Source organism: Paracoccus nototheniae (assembly GCF_004335005.1).
GTDB lineage: Bacteria > Pseudomonadota > Alphaproteobacteria > Rhodobacterales > Rhodobacteraceae > Paracoccus > Paracoccus nototheniae.
The window spans coordinates 1-15,466 of sequence record NZ_RQRT01000012.1; the positions used below are offsets into that span (position 1 = coordinate 1).

Annotated in this window: 13 protein-coding genes and 1 pseudogene; 10 read left to right on the top strand and 4 right to left on the bottom strand. The window is 60.0% G+C overall.

Going from position 1 to position 15,466, the window contains the following annotated elements; all coding sequences use genetic code 11:
* On the bottom strand, positions 1 to 569 hold a 569-nt coding region (locus EG885_RS06965), incomplete at its 3' end, for an aminotransferase class V-fold PLP-dependent enzyme (RefSeq protein ID WP_131573765.1).
* A gap of 196 nt (positions 570 to 765) precedes the next feature.
* On the opposite strand from EG885_RS06965, the gene bhcR reads away from it, so the two are divergent.
* Positions 766 to 1,587, top strand: a complete 822-nt coding sequence (gene bhcR, locus EG885_RS06970; protein ID WP_131573766.1) for an HTH-type transcriptional regulator BhcR — start codon at positions 766 to 768, stop codon at positions 1,585 to 1,587.
* Positions 1,588 to 1,706: 119 nt separating this feature from the next.
* Here the strand turns inward: bhcR and EG885_RS23445 are convergent.
* Positions 1,707 to 1,997 (bottom strand): annotated as a pseudogene (locus tag EG885_RS23445) (hypothetical protein); the annotation flags it as partial.
* 135 nt (positions 1,998 to 2,132) lie between these two features.
* Positions 2,133 to 2,963, bottom strand: coding sequence for an FCD domain-containing protein (locus EG885_RS06975; RefSeq protein ID WP_165571062.1), 831 nt, complete (start codon positions 2,961 to 2,963; stop codon positions 2,133 to 2,135).
* A gap of 236 nt (positions 2,964 to 3,199) precedes the next feature.
* Here EG885_RS06975 and EG885_RS06980 point away from each other — a divergent pair, with 236 nt between their 5' ends.
* The 6 genes from EG885_RS06980 to EG885_RS07005 all read left to right on the top strand — a co-directional run bounded on the left by EG885_RS06980 (position 3,200) and on the right by EG885_RS07005 (position 10,558).
* A complete protein-coding gene (locus tag EG885_RS06980) occupies positions 3,200 to 4,909 on the top strand; it encodes an L-lactate permease (protein WP_131573767.1) in 1,710 nt (569 codons plus the stop codon).
* Positions 4,910 to 4,976: 67 nt separating this feature from the next.
* Positions 4,977 to 6,419, top strand: coding sequence for an FAD-linked oxidase C-terminal domain-containing protein (locus EG885_RS06985; protein WP_379107755.1), 1,443 nt, complete (start codon positions 4,977 to 4,979; stop codon positions 6,417 to 6,419).
* Positions 6,419 to 7,552 carry an FAD-binding protein gene (locus tag EG885_RS06990; RefSeq protein WP_131573769.1) on the top strand — a complete coding sequence of 378 codons (1,134 nt, stop codon included), beginning with the start codon at positions 6,419 to 6,421 and terminating at the stop codon, positions 7,550 to 7,552. The genes EG885_RS06985 and EG885_RS06990 overlap by 1 nt, the downstream gene beginning before the upstream one ends.
* Before the next feature lies 1 nt (position 7,553).
* Positions 7,554 to 8,891, top strand: coding sequence for a glycolate oxidase subunit GlcF (gene glcF / locus EG885_RS06995; RefSeq protein WP_131573770.1), 1,338 nt, complete (start codon positions 7,554 to 7,556; stop codon positions 8,889 to 8,891).
* Between the two features lie 541 nt (positions 8,892 to 9,432).
* On the top strand, positions 9,433 to 9,957 hold the full coding sequence (locus EG885_RS07000; RefSeq protein ID WP_131573771.1) for a helix-turn-helix domain-containing protein: 525 nt from the start codon (positions 9,433 to 9,435) through the stop codon (positions 9,955 to 9,957).
* On the top strand, positions 9,944 to 10,558 hold the full coding sequence (locus tag EG885_RS07005; RefSeq protein ID WP_131573772.1) for a DUF3800 domain-containing protein: 615 nt from the start codon (positions 9,944 to 9,946) through the stop codon (positions 10,556 to 10,558). Before EG885_RS07000 ends, EG885_RS07005 begins: the two co-directional genes overlap by 14 nt.
* Positions 10,559 to 10,780: 222 nt before the next feature.
* Here EG885_RS07005 and EG885_RS07010 read toward each other — a convergent pair.
* Positions 10,781 to 11,739, bottom strand: a protein-coding gene (locus tag EG885_RS07010; protein WP_131573773.1) for an IS630 family transposase whose coding sequence is annotated in 2 segments (ribosomal slippage) — positions 10,781 to 11,395 and positions 11,398 to 11,739 — 957 coding nt in all. Because the reading frame shifts where the segments join, the coding sequence is not laid out codon by codon here.
* Between the two features lie 483 nt (positions 11,740 to 12,222).
* On the opposite strand from EG885_RS07010, the gene EG885_RS07015 reads away from it, so the two are divergent.
* The 3 genes from EG885_RS07015 to EG885_RS07025 all read left to right on the top strand — a co-directional run bounded on the left by EG885_RS07015 (position 12,223) and on the right by EG885_RS07025 (position 15,310).
* A protein-coding gene (locus EG885_RS07015) for an IS3 family transposase (RefSeq protein ID WP_242679540.1) occupies positions 12,223 to 13,361 on the top strand; the annotation gives its coding sequence in 2 pieces (ribosomal slippage) (positions 12,223 to 12,486 and positions 12,489 to 13,361; 1,137 coding nt in all).
* A 112-nt stretch (positions 13,362 to 13,473) separates the two neighbouring features.
* Positions 13,474 to 14,043 (top strand): hypothetical protein, encoded by a 570-nt coding sequence (locus EG885_RS07020; RefSeq protein WP_131573774.1) that lies wholly within the window; start codon positions 13,474 to 13,476, stop codon positions 14,041 to 14,043.
* Entirely contained in the window at positions 14,033 to 15,310 is a 1,278-nt protein-coding gene (locus EG885_RS07025) for a pentapeptide repeat-containing protein (RefSeq protein WP_207392220.1), read from the top strand. The genes EG885_RS07020 and EG885_RS07025 overlap by 11 nt, the downstream gene beginning before the upstream one ends.
* Positions 15,311 to 15,466: the final 156 nt, after the last annotated feature.

Below are 15,466 nucleotides of genomic sequence, written 5' to 3' on the forward strand. Positions count from 1 at the left end.
GCCACATCGACGCCCCATTCGTCCATCCGGAAATCATAGCAGGCGATCGAGCTGACCCCGTCGACCAGCAACAGCGCCGGATGGCCCGCCCGGTCCAGCGCGCGGCGGACGGCGGCGATGTCGGACCGAACGCCGGTCGCGGTCTCGTTATGGGTGGCCAGGACGGCCTTGATCCGATGGGCGGTGTCGGCGGTCAGGATCTCCTCGAACCGGTCGGTGGGGATGCCCTCGCCCCAGGGCTGATCCACGACCTGCACATCCAGCCCGTGCCGCTGGCACATGTCGATCCAGCGGTGGCTGAACATCCCGTTCCGGGTGGCCAGCACCGCGGCGCCCGCCGACAGGGTGTTGGTGATCGCCGTCTCCCACCCGCCGGTGCCGGTCGAGGGAAAGACAAAGACCTGCGCCTGCGTCGATTTCAGGACCTTTTTCACGCCCTCCAGCGCGGGATGCAGGATCTTGCCGAACATCGGGCTGCGATGGTCGATGGTGGGCATGTCGACGGCCTTGCGAAGCACCTCGGGGATGTTCGTCGGGCCGGGAATGAAGATCGGGTTCTGGGTGCTCACAGTCGGCTCCTCCTTGATGCGACAAGGTGTAGCACGGGCGGGGGAACCGGTAAATTTTTTTGAAATGGTTTTCCTGAATACAAATTTAATAAGGTTTTCGCAGGAAAATCATTAGCGAACCATTTTTCCATTGTCGAAAATTGGGTTTCATGAAAATAATTTAGTACGATCGTAGGTGCAAAAAAGGGCGATTCCGATGCAGCAGCCGGCACGCAAGCGGGGCCGTCCCAAGGGGGGCAAGGCCGATCAGCCCGCGGCCAGCATCCAGGCCCTGGACCGCGGGCTGGACGTGCTGGAGGCTTTGGCCGCGCATGAGGGCATCACCCTGACCGGGCTGTCCACGCATCTTGATCAGTCGCCCGCGACCATGCACCGCGTTCTGGCCACACTGAAACACCGCCGCTATGTTGAGAACAATCCCGACCGGCAGGAGTGGTTCATCGGCCCCGAGGCGTTCCGCCTTGGATCGGCGTTCCTGCGGCGCACCAACATCGCCGAACGCAGCCGTGCGGTAATGCGCGACCTGATGGCCCTGACCGGAGAGACGGCGAACCTGGGCATCGAACGCGACGGCGACGTGCTGTTCGTCAGTCAGGTCGAGACGCATCAGACAATCCGTGCCTTTTTCCCGCCGGGCACCCGGTCGCCGCTGCATGCCTCGGGGATAGGCAAGGCGCTGCTGGCGGCCTTTGACCCGGCACGGCTGGCAATGTTCGTCCGCGATGCGACCTTCACGCGGTTTACCGACAAGACCATCGTGGATGCCGACGCGCTGCATGCCGACATCGCCCTGATCCGCCGCCGCGGCTTTGCCTTCGACGACGAGGAGCGCACCTTGGGAATGCGCTGCGTCGCGGCCTCGATCGTGAACAGCTACGCAGAGGCGGTGGCGGGGGTGTCGGTATCGGGCCCGACAAACCGCATGACCGATGCGGCCGTCGACCGGATCGGAGTCATGGTTGCTACGGCGGCGGCGCAGATTTCAGCCAATCTGGGGTCGGCGCAGGGCGGGCGGTGACGGTTCTCCGCGCGGCGGCCGTTGGGCCGGGTCACAGGGCGGCCCGCCTCCAGCTTTTCGATCTTCGCATAAAGAAGTTCGTTGGCCATGGTGATGTCGCCTACCTTCGTCTTCAGCCGGGCGATCTCCTCATCGCGCGCGTCGCGCTCGCGCTCCTTCAGCGCGGTCTCGGCCGCAAAAAGGACACGGTCGCGCCATTCCGACAACCGATGCGCCGGCACGTTCAACTCCCGCGACAACGTCTCGAGGCTCTCGCCCCGCATCAGCCGCTGCACCGCGACCAGCTTCCTCTTCGCCGAGAAGCGATTGCCTCGACCAGCCTCGGCCCCGCCGCCGCCAGCGTGTGAGACGCGCGTCGTCGCGGCCGAGGCCTCCGTCGCGCCAGGTTTCAACTCGTTCTTGTCGTCCATGCTCTACCCCCGTTCCTACGGAAAAGTAGCGCTCGACGCTGTCTCAAGAAACCGTGCTCCAGCCCAGCATCAGCACAAAACTGCGGAACAAACTGGCGCGTATCAGGGGCAATCGTTGGTTGGTTCTCCAACCTATCACTTAGTTGTAGTCCTGCCGGGGCTGTTTTCCGGCGACCCGCCCCGGTTCGGCCCTTTCAGCGCGGTAAGACCGCCCCGGTCCAGCCTCCGTGATGAAATATCCAGCTTGGCCTCGGCCTCGCGGATCTCTTTGGTGGCGCGGCGAAGATAGCTTAGATGGGCATGGGCGGCGGCCCGCGCATCATCGGCGCGCTTTTCCAAGATGGCATTGGCGATTGCCAGATGCTGATCGCGCAGCAAATCGCGCACAAGGGGCAGCGTGAACAGTCGCTGGCGGTTATGCAGAACATCAGTGCGCAAATTGCCCGATAGAGCCCGCATGATCTGCAAGATAACCAGATTATGGCTCGCCTCATAGATAGCCAGATGCAGTTCGGCGTCGGCGTCGGCTTCCTCGACAGAATCGTTGCGATCATGCGCGCCCTCGATACGAGCGATGCAGTCGCGGATCCGTGCGATTTCCGGTTTATTGGCGCGCTCTGCCGCCATCGCGGCGGCCGAACTTTCGACGATATCGCGAAACTCAAGGTAATCGTCTGCCACATCGCTGCGCTGGGCCAGCAAGGCGATCAGCGGGTCGGTGATACTTTGCGCGCCGATCTGGGCCACCTTCATACCGCGCCCGTCCTTGACCAGCAGGCCCCGGTCCTCCAGTGTCTTTAACGCGTTGCGCAGGGTCGGGCGTGACACATTCAGCCGCAGCGCCAGTTCGCGTTCGGCCAGCAACATTTCCCCCGGACGCAGGGATCCTTCAAGGATCAAATCCTCGATTCGGGTCATTGCCCCGTCGGCGGCTTTTTCCGGTCGGTTGGGTCTGGGGTCGCTCATCGGGGTCACGGTCTTTCGTTGGTTTATGTCAGCAATAGCGTGGCAGAATGCCACCGTGAAACAATCATGCGCTAATGGCCATTCTGCATTTTCCTTGACAGTTTTGGTAAAATTATTTTACCAACAATCATCGCTGGTCTGGGAGGGCTGGCCGATTTTTACAAAAAAACATGTCGAGTTCCGTGTGGTTCTGATGTCTCGACCGGGGAATCCACCTTCAGGGAGGAAATGGCCAGATGTCGACAGGTGTTTTGGCGCTATTGGCGTTTTTGCCGATTCTAACGGCAGGGGTGCTGCTGATCGGTTTCAGGGTGCCCGCGAAATACGTGATGCCGTTGGTCTATGTGCTTGCGGTGGTCGTAGCGATTACCGCTTGGGGCGTCAGCGCCAACCGGATCGTCGCATCGACATTGCAGGGCCTTGTGCAAAGCGCGGGTCTGCTGTGGATCATCTTTGGCGCCATTCTGTTGCTGAACACGCTGAAACATTCCGGGGCAATTTCAACCATTCGTTCGGGCTTTACCGCGATCAGTCCTGATCGCCGCATTCAGGTCATCCTGATTGCTTGGCTGTTTGGTTCGTTCATCGAAGGCGCGTCGGGGTTCGGCACGCCTGCTGCGGTCGCAGCCCCGCTGATGGTGGCGGTAGGGTTCCCGGCCATGGCCGCCGTTGTATTCGGGATGATGATTCAATCAACGCCAGTATCCTTCGGCGCGGTCGGAACGCCGCTGATCGTCGGCGTGCAGACCGGCCTTGATCGCACTGCCATTGGCGGCGAACTAGATGCGGTCGGATCAAACTGGGACGCGTTCTTCCACATCATCACCTCCGAAGTGGCAGTTTTGCATGCCATCTGCGGCACCCTTTTGCCGCTGTTTCTGGTGGTAGTAATGACGCGGTTTTTCGGTAGGAATAAAAGTTGGACCGAGGGTCTGTCGATTGCGCCCTTTGCGATCGCCGCCGCCTTTGCGATGACCATTCCCTATGTCCTGTCGGCGTATTTTTTAGGTGCCGAATTCCCGTCGGTCATCGGCGGCCTGGTCGGTCTTTCGCTGATGACCTTTGCCGCCCGCAAAGGCATTTTGGTGCCGCGCGACACGTGGGATTTTCCGCCGGTCGCCGACTGGTCTAAGGAATGGTTCGGTAAGGTCGATTTCAAGCTGGACGATCTGGCGCAGCGCAAGATCCCGCTGACACTGGCATGGGCGCCTTATGTGATCCTCGCAGTCGTCTTGGTCCTGAGCCGGACCATCGCGCCCTTTGGCGATCTGCTGAAATCCGCCAATATCGCATTCAGCGGCATGCTGGGCGAAGAAGGAATAAACGGTGATTTTTCACTGCTGTTCTCGCCCGGAGGGATTCTAGTGATGATCTGCCTGGTGACGGTAGTGATGAACCGCATGTCGTTCAGCGGCTTTACCAAAGCGGTCAGTGAAAGTAGCGCCACACTCTTGGGCGCAGGCTTCGTGTTAATCTTTACCGTGCCGATGGTGCGGGTGATGATCAATTCGGGCATCAACGCTAATGACCTGCAAAGCATGCCGGTTTTGGTCGCCGACTGGGTTTCGACGCAGGTGGGGTCGGTTTATCCGTTCTTTGCCCCGGCAGTTGGGGCTTTGGGTGCGTTTCTGGCCGGGTCGAACACGGTCAGCAACCTGATGCTAAGCCAGTTCCAGTTCTCGGTGGCCGAAGGTCTGGGGCTGTCGTCGGCATTGATGGTGGCCGCACAATCGGTGGGCGCTGCCGCCGGGAACATGATCGCCATCCACAATGTTGTGGCCGCATCTGCGACCGTTGGTTTGCTGGGTAAAGAAGGCGCGACTTTGCGCATCACTATTCTGCCGACGATCTATTATCTGGTGTTTTCCGGGCTGCTGGTCTGCATCGGGTTCTTTGTCCTTGGCATTGGTGATCCGCTGTCTGGCACGGTCTTGCCCGGCAACTAAAACCGCAACCATCCGCCTGCCTTAATTCTGAACAATGAAAGGGACCACACCCGTGTCAACGATTGCCATGCCCGCCCCGAATGCCGGTCTGATCGCCCGCAAACCGGATATTGTTGCCGCGCTGGCCGCGGTCCTGCCCGCCGATGCGATCATTTCGGATGCCGATGAAACGCGGGCTTACGAATGCGACGCGCTGACCGCCTATCGCTGTGCACCGCTTGCCGTCGTGCTGCCCCGCACGACGGAAGAGGTCGCGGCAGCGATGAGGGTCTGTCACGATCTGGGCGTGCCGGTCATTCCGCGCGGCGCGGGCACCTCGCTGGCGGGGGGCGCGCTGCCCACCGCCGACAGCGTCGTGATCGGCACCATGCGGCTGTCGGCCTTTCTGGAAATCGACACCGCTAACCGGTTCATCCGTGTGCAAAGCGGCATCACCAACCTGTCGGTCAGCGCCGAACTGGAACCCGAAGGCTTCTTTTACGCCCCCGACCCATCGTCGCAACTGGCCTGCACCATCGCGGGCAATATCGGAATGAATTCGGGTGGCGCGCATTGCCTTAAATACGGCGTTACCACGAATAATCTGCTGGGCGTCCGGATGGTGCTGGCCAATGGCGAGATCGTCGAACTGGGCGGCGCAGCCTTTGGCGGGCAGGGCTTGGACATGCTGGGCCTGATCTGCGGGTCCGAAGGTCAGCTTGGCATCGTGACCGAGGCGACGTTGCGCATCCTGCCCCGTCCGCAGGGCGCGCGCCCGATGCTGATCGGTTTCGACAGCGCCGAAACGGCAGGCGAATGTGTCACCCGGATCATCCGGTCCGGCGTCCTGCCGGTCGCCATTGAATATATGGACGATGTCTGCCTGCGCGCGGTTGAAGACTTCGCCAAGGCCGGCTACCCCGACTGCCCGGCCATGCTGATCGTCGAGGTCGAAGGTTCCGAGGCGGAAATCACCGATCAGATCGAACGCATCCGTCTGATCGCCGACGACCTGCATCCGGTCGAATTCCGATCAAGCCGGAACGAGGCGGAATCTTTGGCTATCTGGAAAGGCCGCAAATCGGCCTTTGGCGCGATGGGCCGATTGGGCGATTATCTGTGCCTTGACGGCACGGTGCCGGTGTCGCAACTGTCCTTTACCCTGCGCCGGATCGGTGAATTGTCCAAGGAACACGGGCTGAAAATTGCCAATGTCTTTCACGCGGGCGATGGCAATATGCATCCGCTGATCCTGTTCGATGCCAATACCCCCGGCGATCTGGAACGGGCCGAGGCTTGCGGCAACGACATCCTGCGGCTCTGTGTCGACGTTGGCGGCTGTCTGACCGGCGAACATGGCGTTGGTATCGAAAAGCGCGACCTGATGGGCAGCCAATATGGCGCGGACGACATGGCCATTCAGATGGAAATAAAAGATGCCTTTGATCCGCAATGGCTGCTGAACCCGGCAAAGGTCTTTCCGCTGGAAACCAGCCGCCCGCACCGCGACCGCGCGGCGGCCGGCCATTGATGGCACACAGCATCGCACCGGGGGACGAGACGGAACTGGCGACCTTTGTCGCCGATTGCCACGCCAACGCGCGGCCCCTGCGCATCGCCGGTGGCGGCACGCGCATCCGCAACGCCGCCGCCGCCGGAGATACCGCGCTGACCACCCGTCAGATGTCTGGTATCGTGACCTACGAACCCGGCGAACTGACCCTGATCGTCCGCACCGGCACACCAATCGATGAAATTACCCTCACCCTTGCCGCCGAAGGTCAGGCCTTTGCTTTTGAACCGATGGATCACCGAGGATTGCTGGGGTCGAACGGGGTGCCGACGATTGGCGGCATGGTCGCGGGAAATGTCTCGGGGCCGTGCCGGTTGCGGGCAGGGGCCTGCCGCGATCATCTGCTGGGCGTGCGGTTCGTCGATGGCCGGGGCCGGGTAGTCAAGAACGGCGGGCGGGTGATGAAAAACGTCACCGGCATGGATCTGGGCAAGCTGATGTGCGGCTCCTACGGCACGTTGGGCGTGCTGACCGAAGTGGCGCTAAAAACCCTGCCCTTGGCCGAAAGCCAGAAAACGCTGGCATTTCCCAGTGTCTCGGTAGCCGACGCGGTCGCCATCTTCTCTACCGCACTGGCGACCCCGTTCGAAGTGTCGGGCGCGGCCTTTCACGACGGCACGGCATGGCTGCGCATCGAAGGTCTGTCGCGGCAGGTGGATTACCGCCGCGATCAATTGGTAACTTTGTTCCGCAACCGCGAAATCGACACGCTTTCCGATGCGCGCAGCCGGGACTTGTGGCGCGGCCTGCGCGATCTGTCGCATTTTGCTGGCACCGCCGATGCGGTGTGGCGCATTCTCGTCAAGCCGACCGATGCGCCTGCGACCGCTGCCGCGCTGCAGGCTCTGGGCGGTGATCTGTCGCTGGATTGGGGTGGCGGTCTGATCTGGTATCGCGGCAGCGGCGACGCCGCGGCCGTGCGCCGGGGCGCCGCGTTAGGTCAGGCGATGCTGATGCGCCGCGCCGCTGACAGCGCCTTTCCCAGCCCCGTCTTTCCGCCCCAATCGAAAGGCGTGGCGCAACTGTCCCAAGCGTTGCGCCGGACCTTCGATCCTGCGGGCATTTTCAACCCCGGCCTGATGGACATCTGACATGCAAACGAATTTCACGCCCCAGCAGCTTGCCGACCCCAATACCGCCCGGTCGAACGAAATTCTGCGGTCCTGTGTGCATTGCGGGTTCTGCACCGCCACTTGCCCGACCTACAAGGTGCTGGGCGACGAGTTGGACAGCCCCCGTGGCCGGATCTATCTGATCAAGGATATGTTGGAAAACAACAAGGTGCCGGATGAAAAAACAGTCCTGCATATCGACCGCTGCCTAAGCTGCCTTAGCTGTATGACGACCTGCCCGTCGGGGGTGCATTACATGCACCTGATCGATCACGCCCGCGAATATATCAACGAAAATTACAAACGCCGCTGGGATGACCGGGCCCTGCGCTGGGTGCTGGCGCTGATCCTGCCCTATCCAACGCGGTTCCGGTTGGCGCTGGTGGCGGCACGTTTTGCGCGACCCTTTCGCAAACTGGTGCCCGATCCCCGTCTGCGCGCGATGCTGGATATGGCCCCCGCCCATCTGCCCGCGCCCAGCCTCAACGACCGGCCCCAGACCCTGTCCGCGACCGGACCCCGCCGCAAACGTGTCGCCCTGTTGATCGGCTGCGCCCAACGCGCGCTGAACACCGATATCAACGACGCCACCATCCGCCTGCTGCGCCGCCACGGCTGTGACGTGGTGATCCCGCAAGGAGTGGGCTGCTGCGGTGCCTTGACGCATCACATGGGCAAGACCGACGACAGCCACGCCATGGCCGCCGCCAATATCCGCGCCCTGATGACTGAAATCGACGGCGAGGGGCTGGACGCCCTGGTCATCAACACCTCTGGCTGCGGCACCACCGTCAAGGATTACGGCCATATGCTGCGCAACGATCCCTTGGCTGACGATGCCGCGCGCGTTTCGGCGCTGGCAAAAGATGTGTCCGAGGTGATGGCCGATTTGGGCATCACCGATGCCACCCACGCCGATCCGCTGCGCGTCGCCTATCACGCCGCTTGTTCGCTGCAACACGGCCAACAGGTGCGGACCGCGCCCAAAGATCTGCTGAAAGCTGCCGGGTTTCAGGTGGTGGAACCCAAAGACAGCCATATCTGCTGCGGCTCGGCGGGCACTTATAACCTGATGCAGCCCGAGATTTCCGCGCAGTTGAAAACCCGCAAGGTCGCCGCTATCGAGGCGACAGGCCCGCAGGTCATTGCGGCGGGCAATATAGGCTGCATGATGCAGATCGGGTCCGTCACCGGCATCCCGATCGTCCATACAGTTGAACTGCTCGACTGGGCGACAGGCGGCCCGAAACCGCGCGGCCTGAAACATCAGAGCGCGGCACCGGCAGTCGCCCCTGAAATTCCCCGATTGCGGTCCTGATCTTTTCGACCTAGCAATTGAAGATGCCATTCCAAAGATCCTCAAGCAGCTGCCAGGACCCGCAATCGAGGCGCTGGCAGTCGCAACCGTGCCCGGCTGGCTGTTCGCGGCCGATGCCGAAGGCAAGGTTCACTGGATGGAGCTTGGCTGACGGGTCAGCCGTTTCGGGTGACCTTGATCGTCGGGTGCGACAGGTCATGGATGTGCGCCAGCTTGGCGGCCGCCGCACCCAAAGAGGACGCAAGGCTGGTTGTTGTTGAGCCTACCGCAAATTGTGCTAAAATCAGGCCTGAGACCGAGCGTTAGCCGAAAAATCGCCATCTATCGATGCGAGGTTTTCAAGGCCACCATTTGCGTGATTCTCGCCCCCACCCCCTCCCTGAAAACCCAGCATCTAAGTAGCGTGTATACAAGCAGCGGAATTTGAGATAGCGGGATAGATGGAGTTCCGGTGAGGGCGAAAACCCGGCATCGCGAGATGCGTTTGCTGCATTGAGCGCTGCCGCTGACCTGCGTAGATCCAAAGGTCAGGAGGCCCAAGATGGCAAAGAAAACAACAACACCTGTACTTACGAAACCCACGCCCGCCGCAAAGGCGACCGCGAAACGTGTACTGTCCTCGGGCGCAAAGATCTTCGGAGCAAAGGTCTGGGACCACGGCTACACGGCGATCCCGAATATCCTGGTTCGCAGTCAAGCAGCGCTTGGGATCAATACGACGCAGTTCAACATCATCGTGCAGCTCCTAAGCTACTATATCAATCCCGACCGCCCGCCCTTTCCATCAAAGGAGGAGTTGGCGCAACGGATGGGTATCACGACTGACACCCTTCGCATTAACGTCAAGAAACTAGAAGACCGTGGCCTGATTAGGCGGGAGCAGCAGCTGACATCCTTCGGGGATTGGAGTTCGAACACCTACCACCTCGACGGCCTGATCGCGAAGCTGAAGAGACTGCAGCCGAAATTTGACAAGGAGCGAGAGGAGAGGAGAGCGCTAAAATCCGTTGTCGAGGCACCCAAGCGGAAGCGAACGCGAACGGGGGTCACTAATGGCACGGCTTAACAAAAAGATCCTGTGTTTCATCGACGAATGCGGAACGGCAGGTCAGCCGAACTTCGCCTTGGGGTGTGTCATGCTATGGGCACGGGATGCAGGCAGGACAGACAAGTCGCTTAGTGACCTTCTGGAGCCGAACGTGAATGAACTGCATGCAGCAGGACTTCAGCATGAGTATCTGCAGAGCCTGCTGGCGCGCTTCGCGCAGACGGAGACACCAAATGGAATGGTGATGCTGAACCGTTTGGGTACATCGACTGTCGGGACGGCGCCGCAGATCTATGCGAACGACGTCGTCGAAGCTGTCAAGATTGCCGCCAAGCAGTTTAGAAACGAAAACAATATCCGCGACCGGAACATCGGGAACGTGGAGCTTATTCTGGACCGGAACGAACAGAACACCCATCCGGACTTTATGTCGGCAATCGCGACGGCCCAAAAGAGGGACGGTCGATTTCGTGCCGTGACGCACGCCACGCAGATCGACTCGGCTGCGTCTAGGATGCTTCAGCTAGCCGATGTCGTTGCATATGCGCGGATGTGGATTCGCCGAGGCGAGGAGAACGCCGAGGGACTGCGGCAGAATTACAGGATCCGTGTAGTCTAAATACACAAAAAACTGCCCCATAGGAGCAGCTTTTTGTGTGCGGCTGGCAACCGTCCTCGTTGAAGGCCCGGGTCACCGCTGCGCTCGCCCTGCACGCGGCATGACGGGTCGCAAGGGGATATATAGATATTATTGCTAAGTATGTCAACGTAGGTTTACTTCGTGTCTAGAAGAGATCTCTAGCCCGCTCGACATACCATACCCTCTTAGAGCATTTCGCTTTTAACCTGACACATAGCCTGCAGCGTGGAAGTAGTTCCAGCATTCTTCGGGCGAGAACATGCTGCAGATGTCACCAAGGGCTTTGAACAGGTCACCGAAGGTTCGTGCGCCTATTTTGCGGAGATGCGCCTTCAGCTTCGAGAACGCCTGCTCGATGGGGTTCAGGTCGGGTGAATAGGGCGGCAGATACAGAAACCAGCATTTGGCGGCTCGGATGGCTGCGGCGGCCTCGACGTTGCGATGAGTGGCCAGGTTGTCGAGAATGACGACCGTGCCGGGCGTCAGTTCCGGGGCCAGGACGTCGCGGACATAGGTCGCGAAGGCGGAGCCGTCCATCGCGCCTTTGATCACCCAGGGTGCGATAAGCCCCTCCGACGTGAGGCCTGCGATGAAGGTCTGTGTGCCCCAGCCACCGAAAGGCGCGTCCATCCGCAACCGTTGACCGCGGCAGGCGCGCCCCCGCAGCCGGGTCAGGTTTGTCTTCACGGAGGTTTCGTCAATGAAGACCAGCCGTTCGGGCTGGCGGCGCATGAAGGGAATGCGCCGCTCCTGCCACTCGCGCCGGGCTTTTTTTACGCGGGCGCGGTGCTGCTCGGAGGCCACCAACGATTTTTTTTATAGGTGAAACCAAGCCGCTTGAGCAGCGCCGCAATCGAGGAGTGATGCACATTCACGCCCTCGGCCATGGCCAGTGCATCGCGCAGTTCATAGAGCGTGATATCCGGATCCTGAGCGACCAGCTCCTCGAGAAAGGCCTGATGCGGTGCAAGCTTTCCGCGCCCGCGTGGCCGCCCCTGCGGCGCAGGCGCTGCATTGCCGTGCTGCCGGATCGCCCGGGCCCAACGTGAACCCGTTGCAGGCGAGAGCTTCAATCGCGCCGCCGCAGCTCGCCCGCTCAAACCCTCCTCGATGCAAGCCTTGAACCGCGCACGCAGCGCATTCGGTAAAGGTGCTGACATGATTCATCCTTTCTGGGAGGATGAATCACAAGCAGACCCCTTTGGGAATCCCATGATTCCGGTTTTTGCAGAAACGCTTTAGAGCCTTCATAGGCGCAGTGCGAAGTTCCGGTGCGGCCAGTTTTCACATATCCTAACCATAGCCACTGGTCGAACCGGCTGAAGAGCAGGAATGCACCACGTAGGACGTCACAAGCGGGGGTGTCGATCGCTTCGCGGGGTTTAATACTGGCGGTAGCCGCGGAGGTCATATGAATACCAGGAATGCTGTTTCCGAGCTGTGCGAGTTGGTCATCCGCGTGGAGCCTTCAGCCGCGCGCGAATGTGAGCTGGACTGCATCGTTGAATTGCGGCTCGCCTCGGGAGATGTAGATCTGTGTGACGAGACCTGCGAAATCTGAGGTGGCTCGGGAAAACTGAACAGCCGGGATAAGTGGATTTTCCGCGCAACAGCAGCATGATGCTGCGAGCGAGGAGATGACCATGACGAGACGACCGCGCCGGAACCATAGCCCGGCCTTCAAGGCCAAGGTCGCTGTAGCGGCAATCAAGGGTGAGCGAACTCTGATCGAGCTGGCGCAGGACTTTGACGTCCATCCGAACCAGATCAAGCAATGGCGTGACCAGTTGCTGCAAGGTGCGACAGGTGTCTTTGGCGATACGCCGAAGGCTGAACTGGTCCCTGTGATCGACGTGAAGACACTGCATGCCAAGATCGGAGAGCTGGCGCTGGAGAATGATTTTTTGTCCGGCGCGCTCGGAAAGGCGGGTCTGTTGCCGAGCGCAAAAAGATGATCGATCCCACGGCAAGGTTAAGCGTCAGCCGTCAGGCCATCGTGCTGGGGATCAGCCGGGGCAGCGTCTATTACAAGCCTCGCCCGGTGTCGGACGCCGATCTGAAGCTGATGCACAGGATCGACAAGCTGCACATGGAGTTCCCTTTCGCGGGCAGCCGGATGCTGCAGGGGCTGCTGGTCCAGGAAGGCTTCAAGGTCGGGCGACTGCACGTTGCCACGCTGATGAAGCGGATGGGGATCGAGGCGCTCTATCGCAAACCCAACACCTCGAAACCGGCACCGGGGCATAAGATCTACCCCTATCTGCTTCGCGCCCTGCCCATCACCCGGCCCAACCAGGTCTGGGCGATGGATATCACCTACATCCCCATGGCGCGCGGCTTCATTTATCTTGCCGCCGTGCTGGACTGGTTCACGCGGCGCGTTCTGGCCTGGCGCGTGTCGATCACGCTGGAGGCCGACTTCTGCATAGAGGCTGTGGAGGAGGCCCTGGCGCGCCATGGCAAGCCAGAGATTTTCAATACCGACCAAGGCAGCCAATTCACTTCTGCCGACTTCATCAAAGTGCTGGCCACCCGCGAAATCAGGATCAGTATGGACGGCAAGGGAGCATGGCGGGATAATGTCTTCGTCGAGCGCCTCTGGCGGACCATCAAATACGAAGAGGTATATCTGCACGCCTACGCCAGCGTCACAGAGGCCCGAAATTCGATCCGGCGCTATCTTGGCTTCTACAACAGCCGCCGCCCGCATTCATCGCTTGACGGAAGAACCCCCGATCAAGCCTATTTCCACCAGCCGACGCCGGAAGCGGTGGCGGCGTAACCGAGGCGGAAATCCACTTAGAAAACGCCCGCAAACTGTTCAGACAAACCGAACCACCTCAATCTCGATATCGAAGTTGACGCTATCGCTCGCCCTTGAAGGAGCAACGCCTGTGCCCGGGAGCCGCTTCGGCGAGCCTCGCAAACAACCAATCTTTGAGATGGACAGGGTTGTCACCCAGAGAAATGACGTAGCCACAGCTTTCAAAGCGTCAGCAAAGGCAAATCTCGACATTATCGGTCCATCGCTAGGAGCCTCTGCCTCAGGCGAGGTCGAGGCGTCGGTGCGGCGGGAAACCGTCCTGACCGCACATGACCGCCTCGTGCACCACCGAGTAAAAGCGCTGCCGAACTTGCGTTGGGAAGTCAGCGAAGCAGACAAAAGCCAGCTCGACGGGACTTACTTGGAAAGTGACAGCTTGGTGCGGTTCACTCGCACAGAGCGAGCCAATCGAACAGCTGTACTGGCGCGTGCGACCGTGAGGCAAAGGGATGTCGCAATTGGCAACGTCGTGAAGGACCTCATTTCCTGGAAGTATTTTGAAAGGTTCAATACGACACAGCGCCGGCTGTTGGATATCTTCATCGCGAAATCGATAGATTCCGCGCTACGCGGATCCGGAAAATACGTTGGCGAAATCACGTTGTCTTCCGCGAATGTCAAGTTGCCAGATGAGGAGTGAGGCAAGCCTTCAGGAACTCCTGGATCCTGGAGATATTGAAGCGGCCTTCGAGGGCGTCGCCGCGACATCTGGCGAATTCTGGGAAGCTTGCGTGGCGCTGTGCCTGGACCCTGCGCGGGACTTTCGATTCAGCAACCTCCGGGATACTGACTTTTCGAGGGCCGATTTGCGCGGGTTTGACTTTCGCGGCGCAGACCTGCGAGGCGGCTACGGTGCCGACATCATCTTCGACAGCAGCACCAATTTCGATGGAGCCGACCTCCAAGGATCATGCTTTGCGACCTACTACCGGGAGTTTTCGCTTTTCAGAGAAAACCCTATGGCCATCCGCATGTATCGCACACTGCTCGAAGGCGATCCCTTTGAAATCTCCGGCTGGTTGCATGAACGCTATAGAAATCGGCGCGAGAGGCACTCGATCCTGAAAAAGGCCGACCAAGAGACTGCGGCAATCCTTTGCCAGAAGCTGCTCGCCGACGACATTGACCTGACCAAGCGCACTGACCTGTTCTACTTCCTCAGAAGCATCACCAATTCCCGCACCGAACTCCACGAGCTGATGCTGAGCATTTTTGCACGGCAAAGTGAGAACACTTCGCTGATCGAGAAATTCACGACGATCGCATCCAGCCTTCACGCGGATGATCCGGATGTTCGGGCCTTCATCGTCCAACTCTGTACAGCAAAATCTCCGCGTGTCCGCCTGTCTGCCTTCAAAGCCAGCGCGAACACTGGAATTTTTATGCAGGACTTCGAGGGCATGAAAGGACTGTTCCTGCGCCCGGAGAACGCGGGCCTTCGAAAGCAATTAATCCATGAGGCCGCCATTGGCTTGGGACGGCATCACGTGGCTGCCATCAATCGAGCGGCGCTGCTGGATGACGTAGAGGGCGAAGATGTCCTAGATCTGTCCGAGCTTTTCGATGACGCAGCGGGGGCGCAGATATCCGCGGCTATCATGCACCGCCTCGAAGCGATCGAGGCGCGACTGAACCCCGACGCGCCCTCGAAAAAGAAGATTTCGACTAAAACTTCGCTAGTAAGCACCGCGATCATCAACGAAAGACAGGCAGAGGTCCTTTGTTCAGCGCCTGTGCTTCGTACAATCTTCGCCCGAGACGATCCTGCCCGATCGATGGCCGCAAAGGCACGGCTTGCTGCCCGCCGGGAGCGCGAGCAAAAAAACGGAGCAGCTCGCTCGGAACACCTGGAGCATGAGGCGCTTCAACTGAGATTAGATGGCCAACCCGCTCTATTGCCTAAGTAGCTGATGAAGCCTGTAATGGCTCTACACGTCGCTGCACGCCCACAGCATTGGCGGTGGCTACGTAGCGGCTGGTTAGGGATGTTCCTTAGTCTGCAAAAGCAGGCAAATGTTGGATTGTCGCATCTCAGTGTAGCACCCACCCCTGCGGATTCAACT

What these genes read in the sequence shown, in the direction of transcription:
- bhcR (WP_131573766.1), top strand. Translation starts at nt 766, where the DNA reads ATGCAGCAGCCGGCACGCAAGCGGGGCCGTCCCAAGGGGGGCAAGGCC.
- EG885_RS06975 (WP_165571062.1), bottom strand. Translation starts at nt 2,963, where the DNA reads ATGAGCGACCCCAGACCCAACCGACCGGAAAAAGCCGCCGACGGGGCA.
- EG885_RS06980 (WP_131573767.1), top strand. Translation starts at nt 3,200, where the DNA reads ATGTCGACAGGTGTTTTGGCGCTATTGGCGTTTTTGCCGATTCTAACG.
- EG885_RS06985 (WP_379107755.1), top strand. Translation starts at nt 4,977, where the DNA reads ATGCCCGCCCCGAATGCCGGTCTGATCGCCCGCAAACCGGATATTGTT.
- EG885_RS06990 (WP_131573769.1), top strand. Translation starts at nt 6,419, where the DNA reads ATGGCACACAGCATCGCACCGGGGGACGAGACGGAACTGGCGACCTTT.
- glcF (WP_131573770.1), top strand. Translation starts at nt 7,554, where the DNA reads ATGCAAACGAATTTCACGCCCCAGCAGCTTGCCGACCCCAATACCGCC.
- EG885_RS07000 (WP_131573771.1), top strand. Translation starts at nt 9,433, where the DNA reads ATGGCAAAGAAAACAACAACACCTGTACTTACGAAACCCACGCCCGCC.
- EG885_RS07005 (WP_131573772.1), top strand. Translation starts at nt 9,944, where the DNA reads ATGGCACGGCTTAACAAAAAGATCCTGTGTTTCATCGACGAATGCGGA.
- EG885_RS07025 (WP_207392220.1), top strand. Translation starts at nt 14,033, where the DNA reads ATGAGGAGTGAGGCAAGCCTTCAGGAACTCCTGGATCCTGGAGATATT.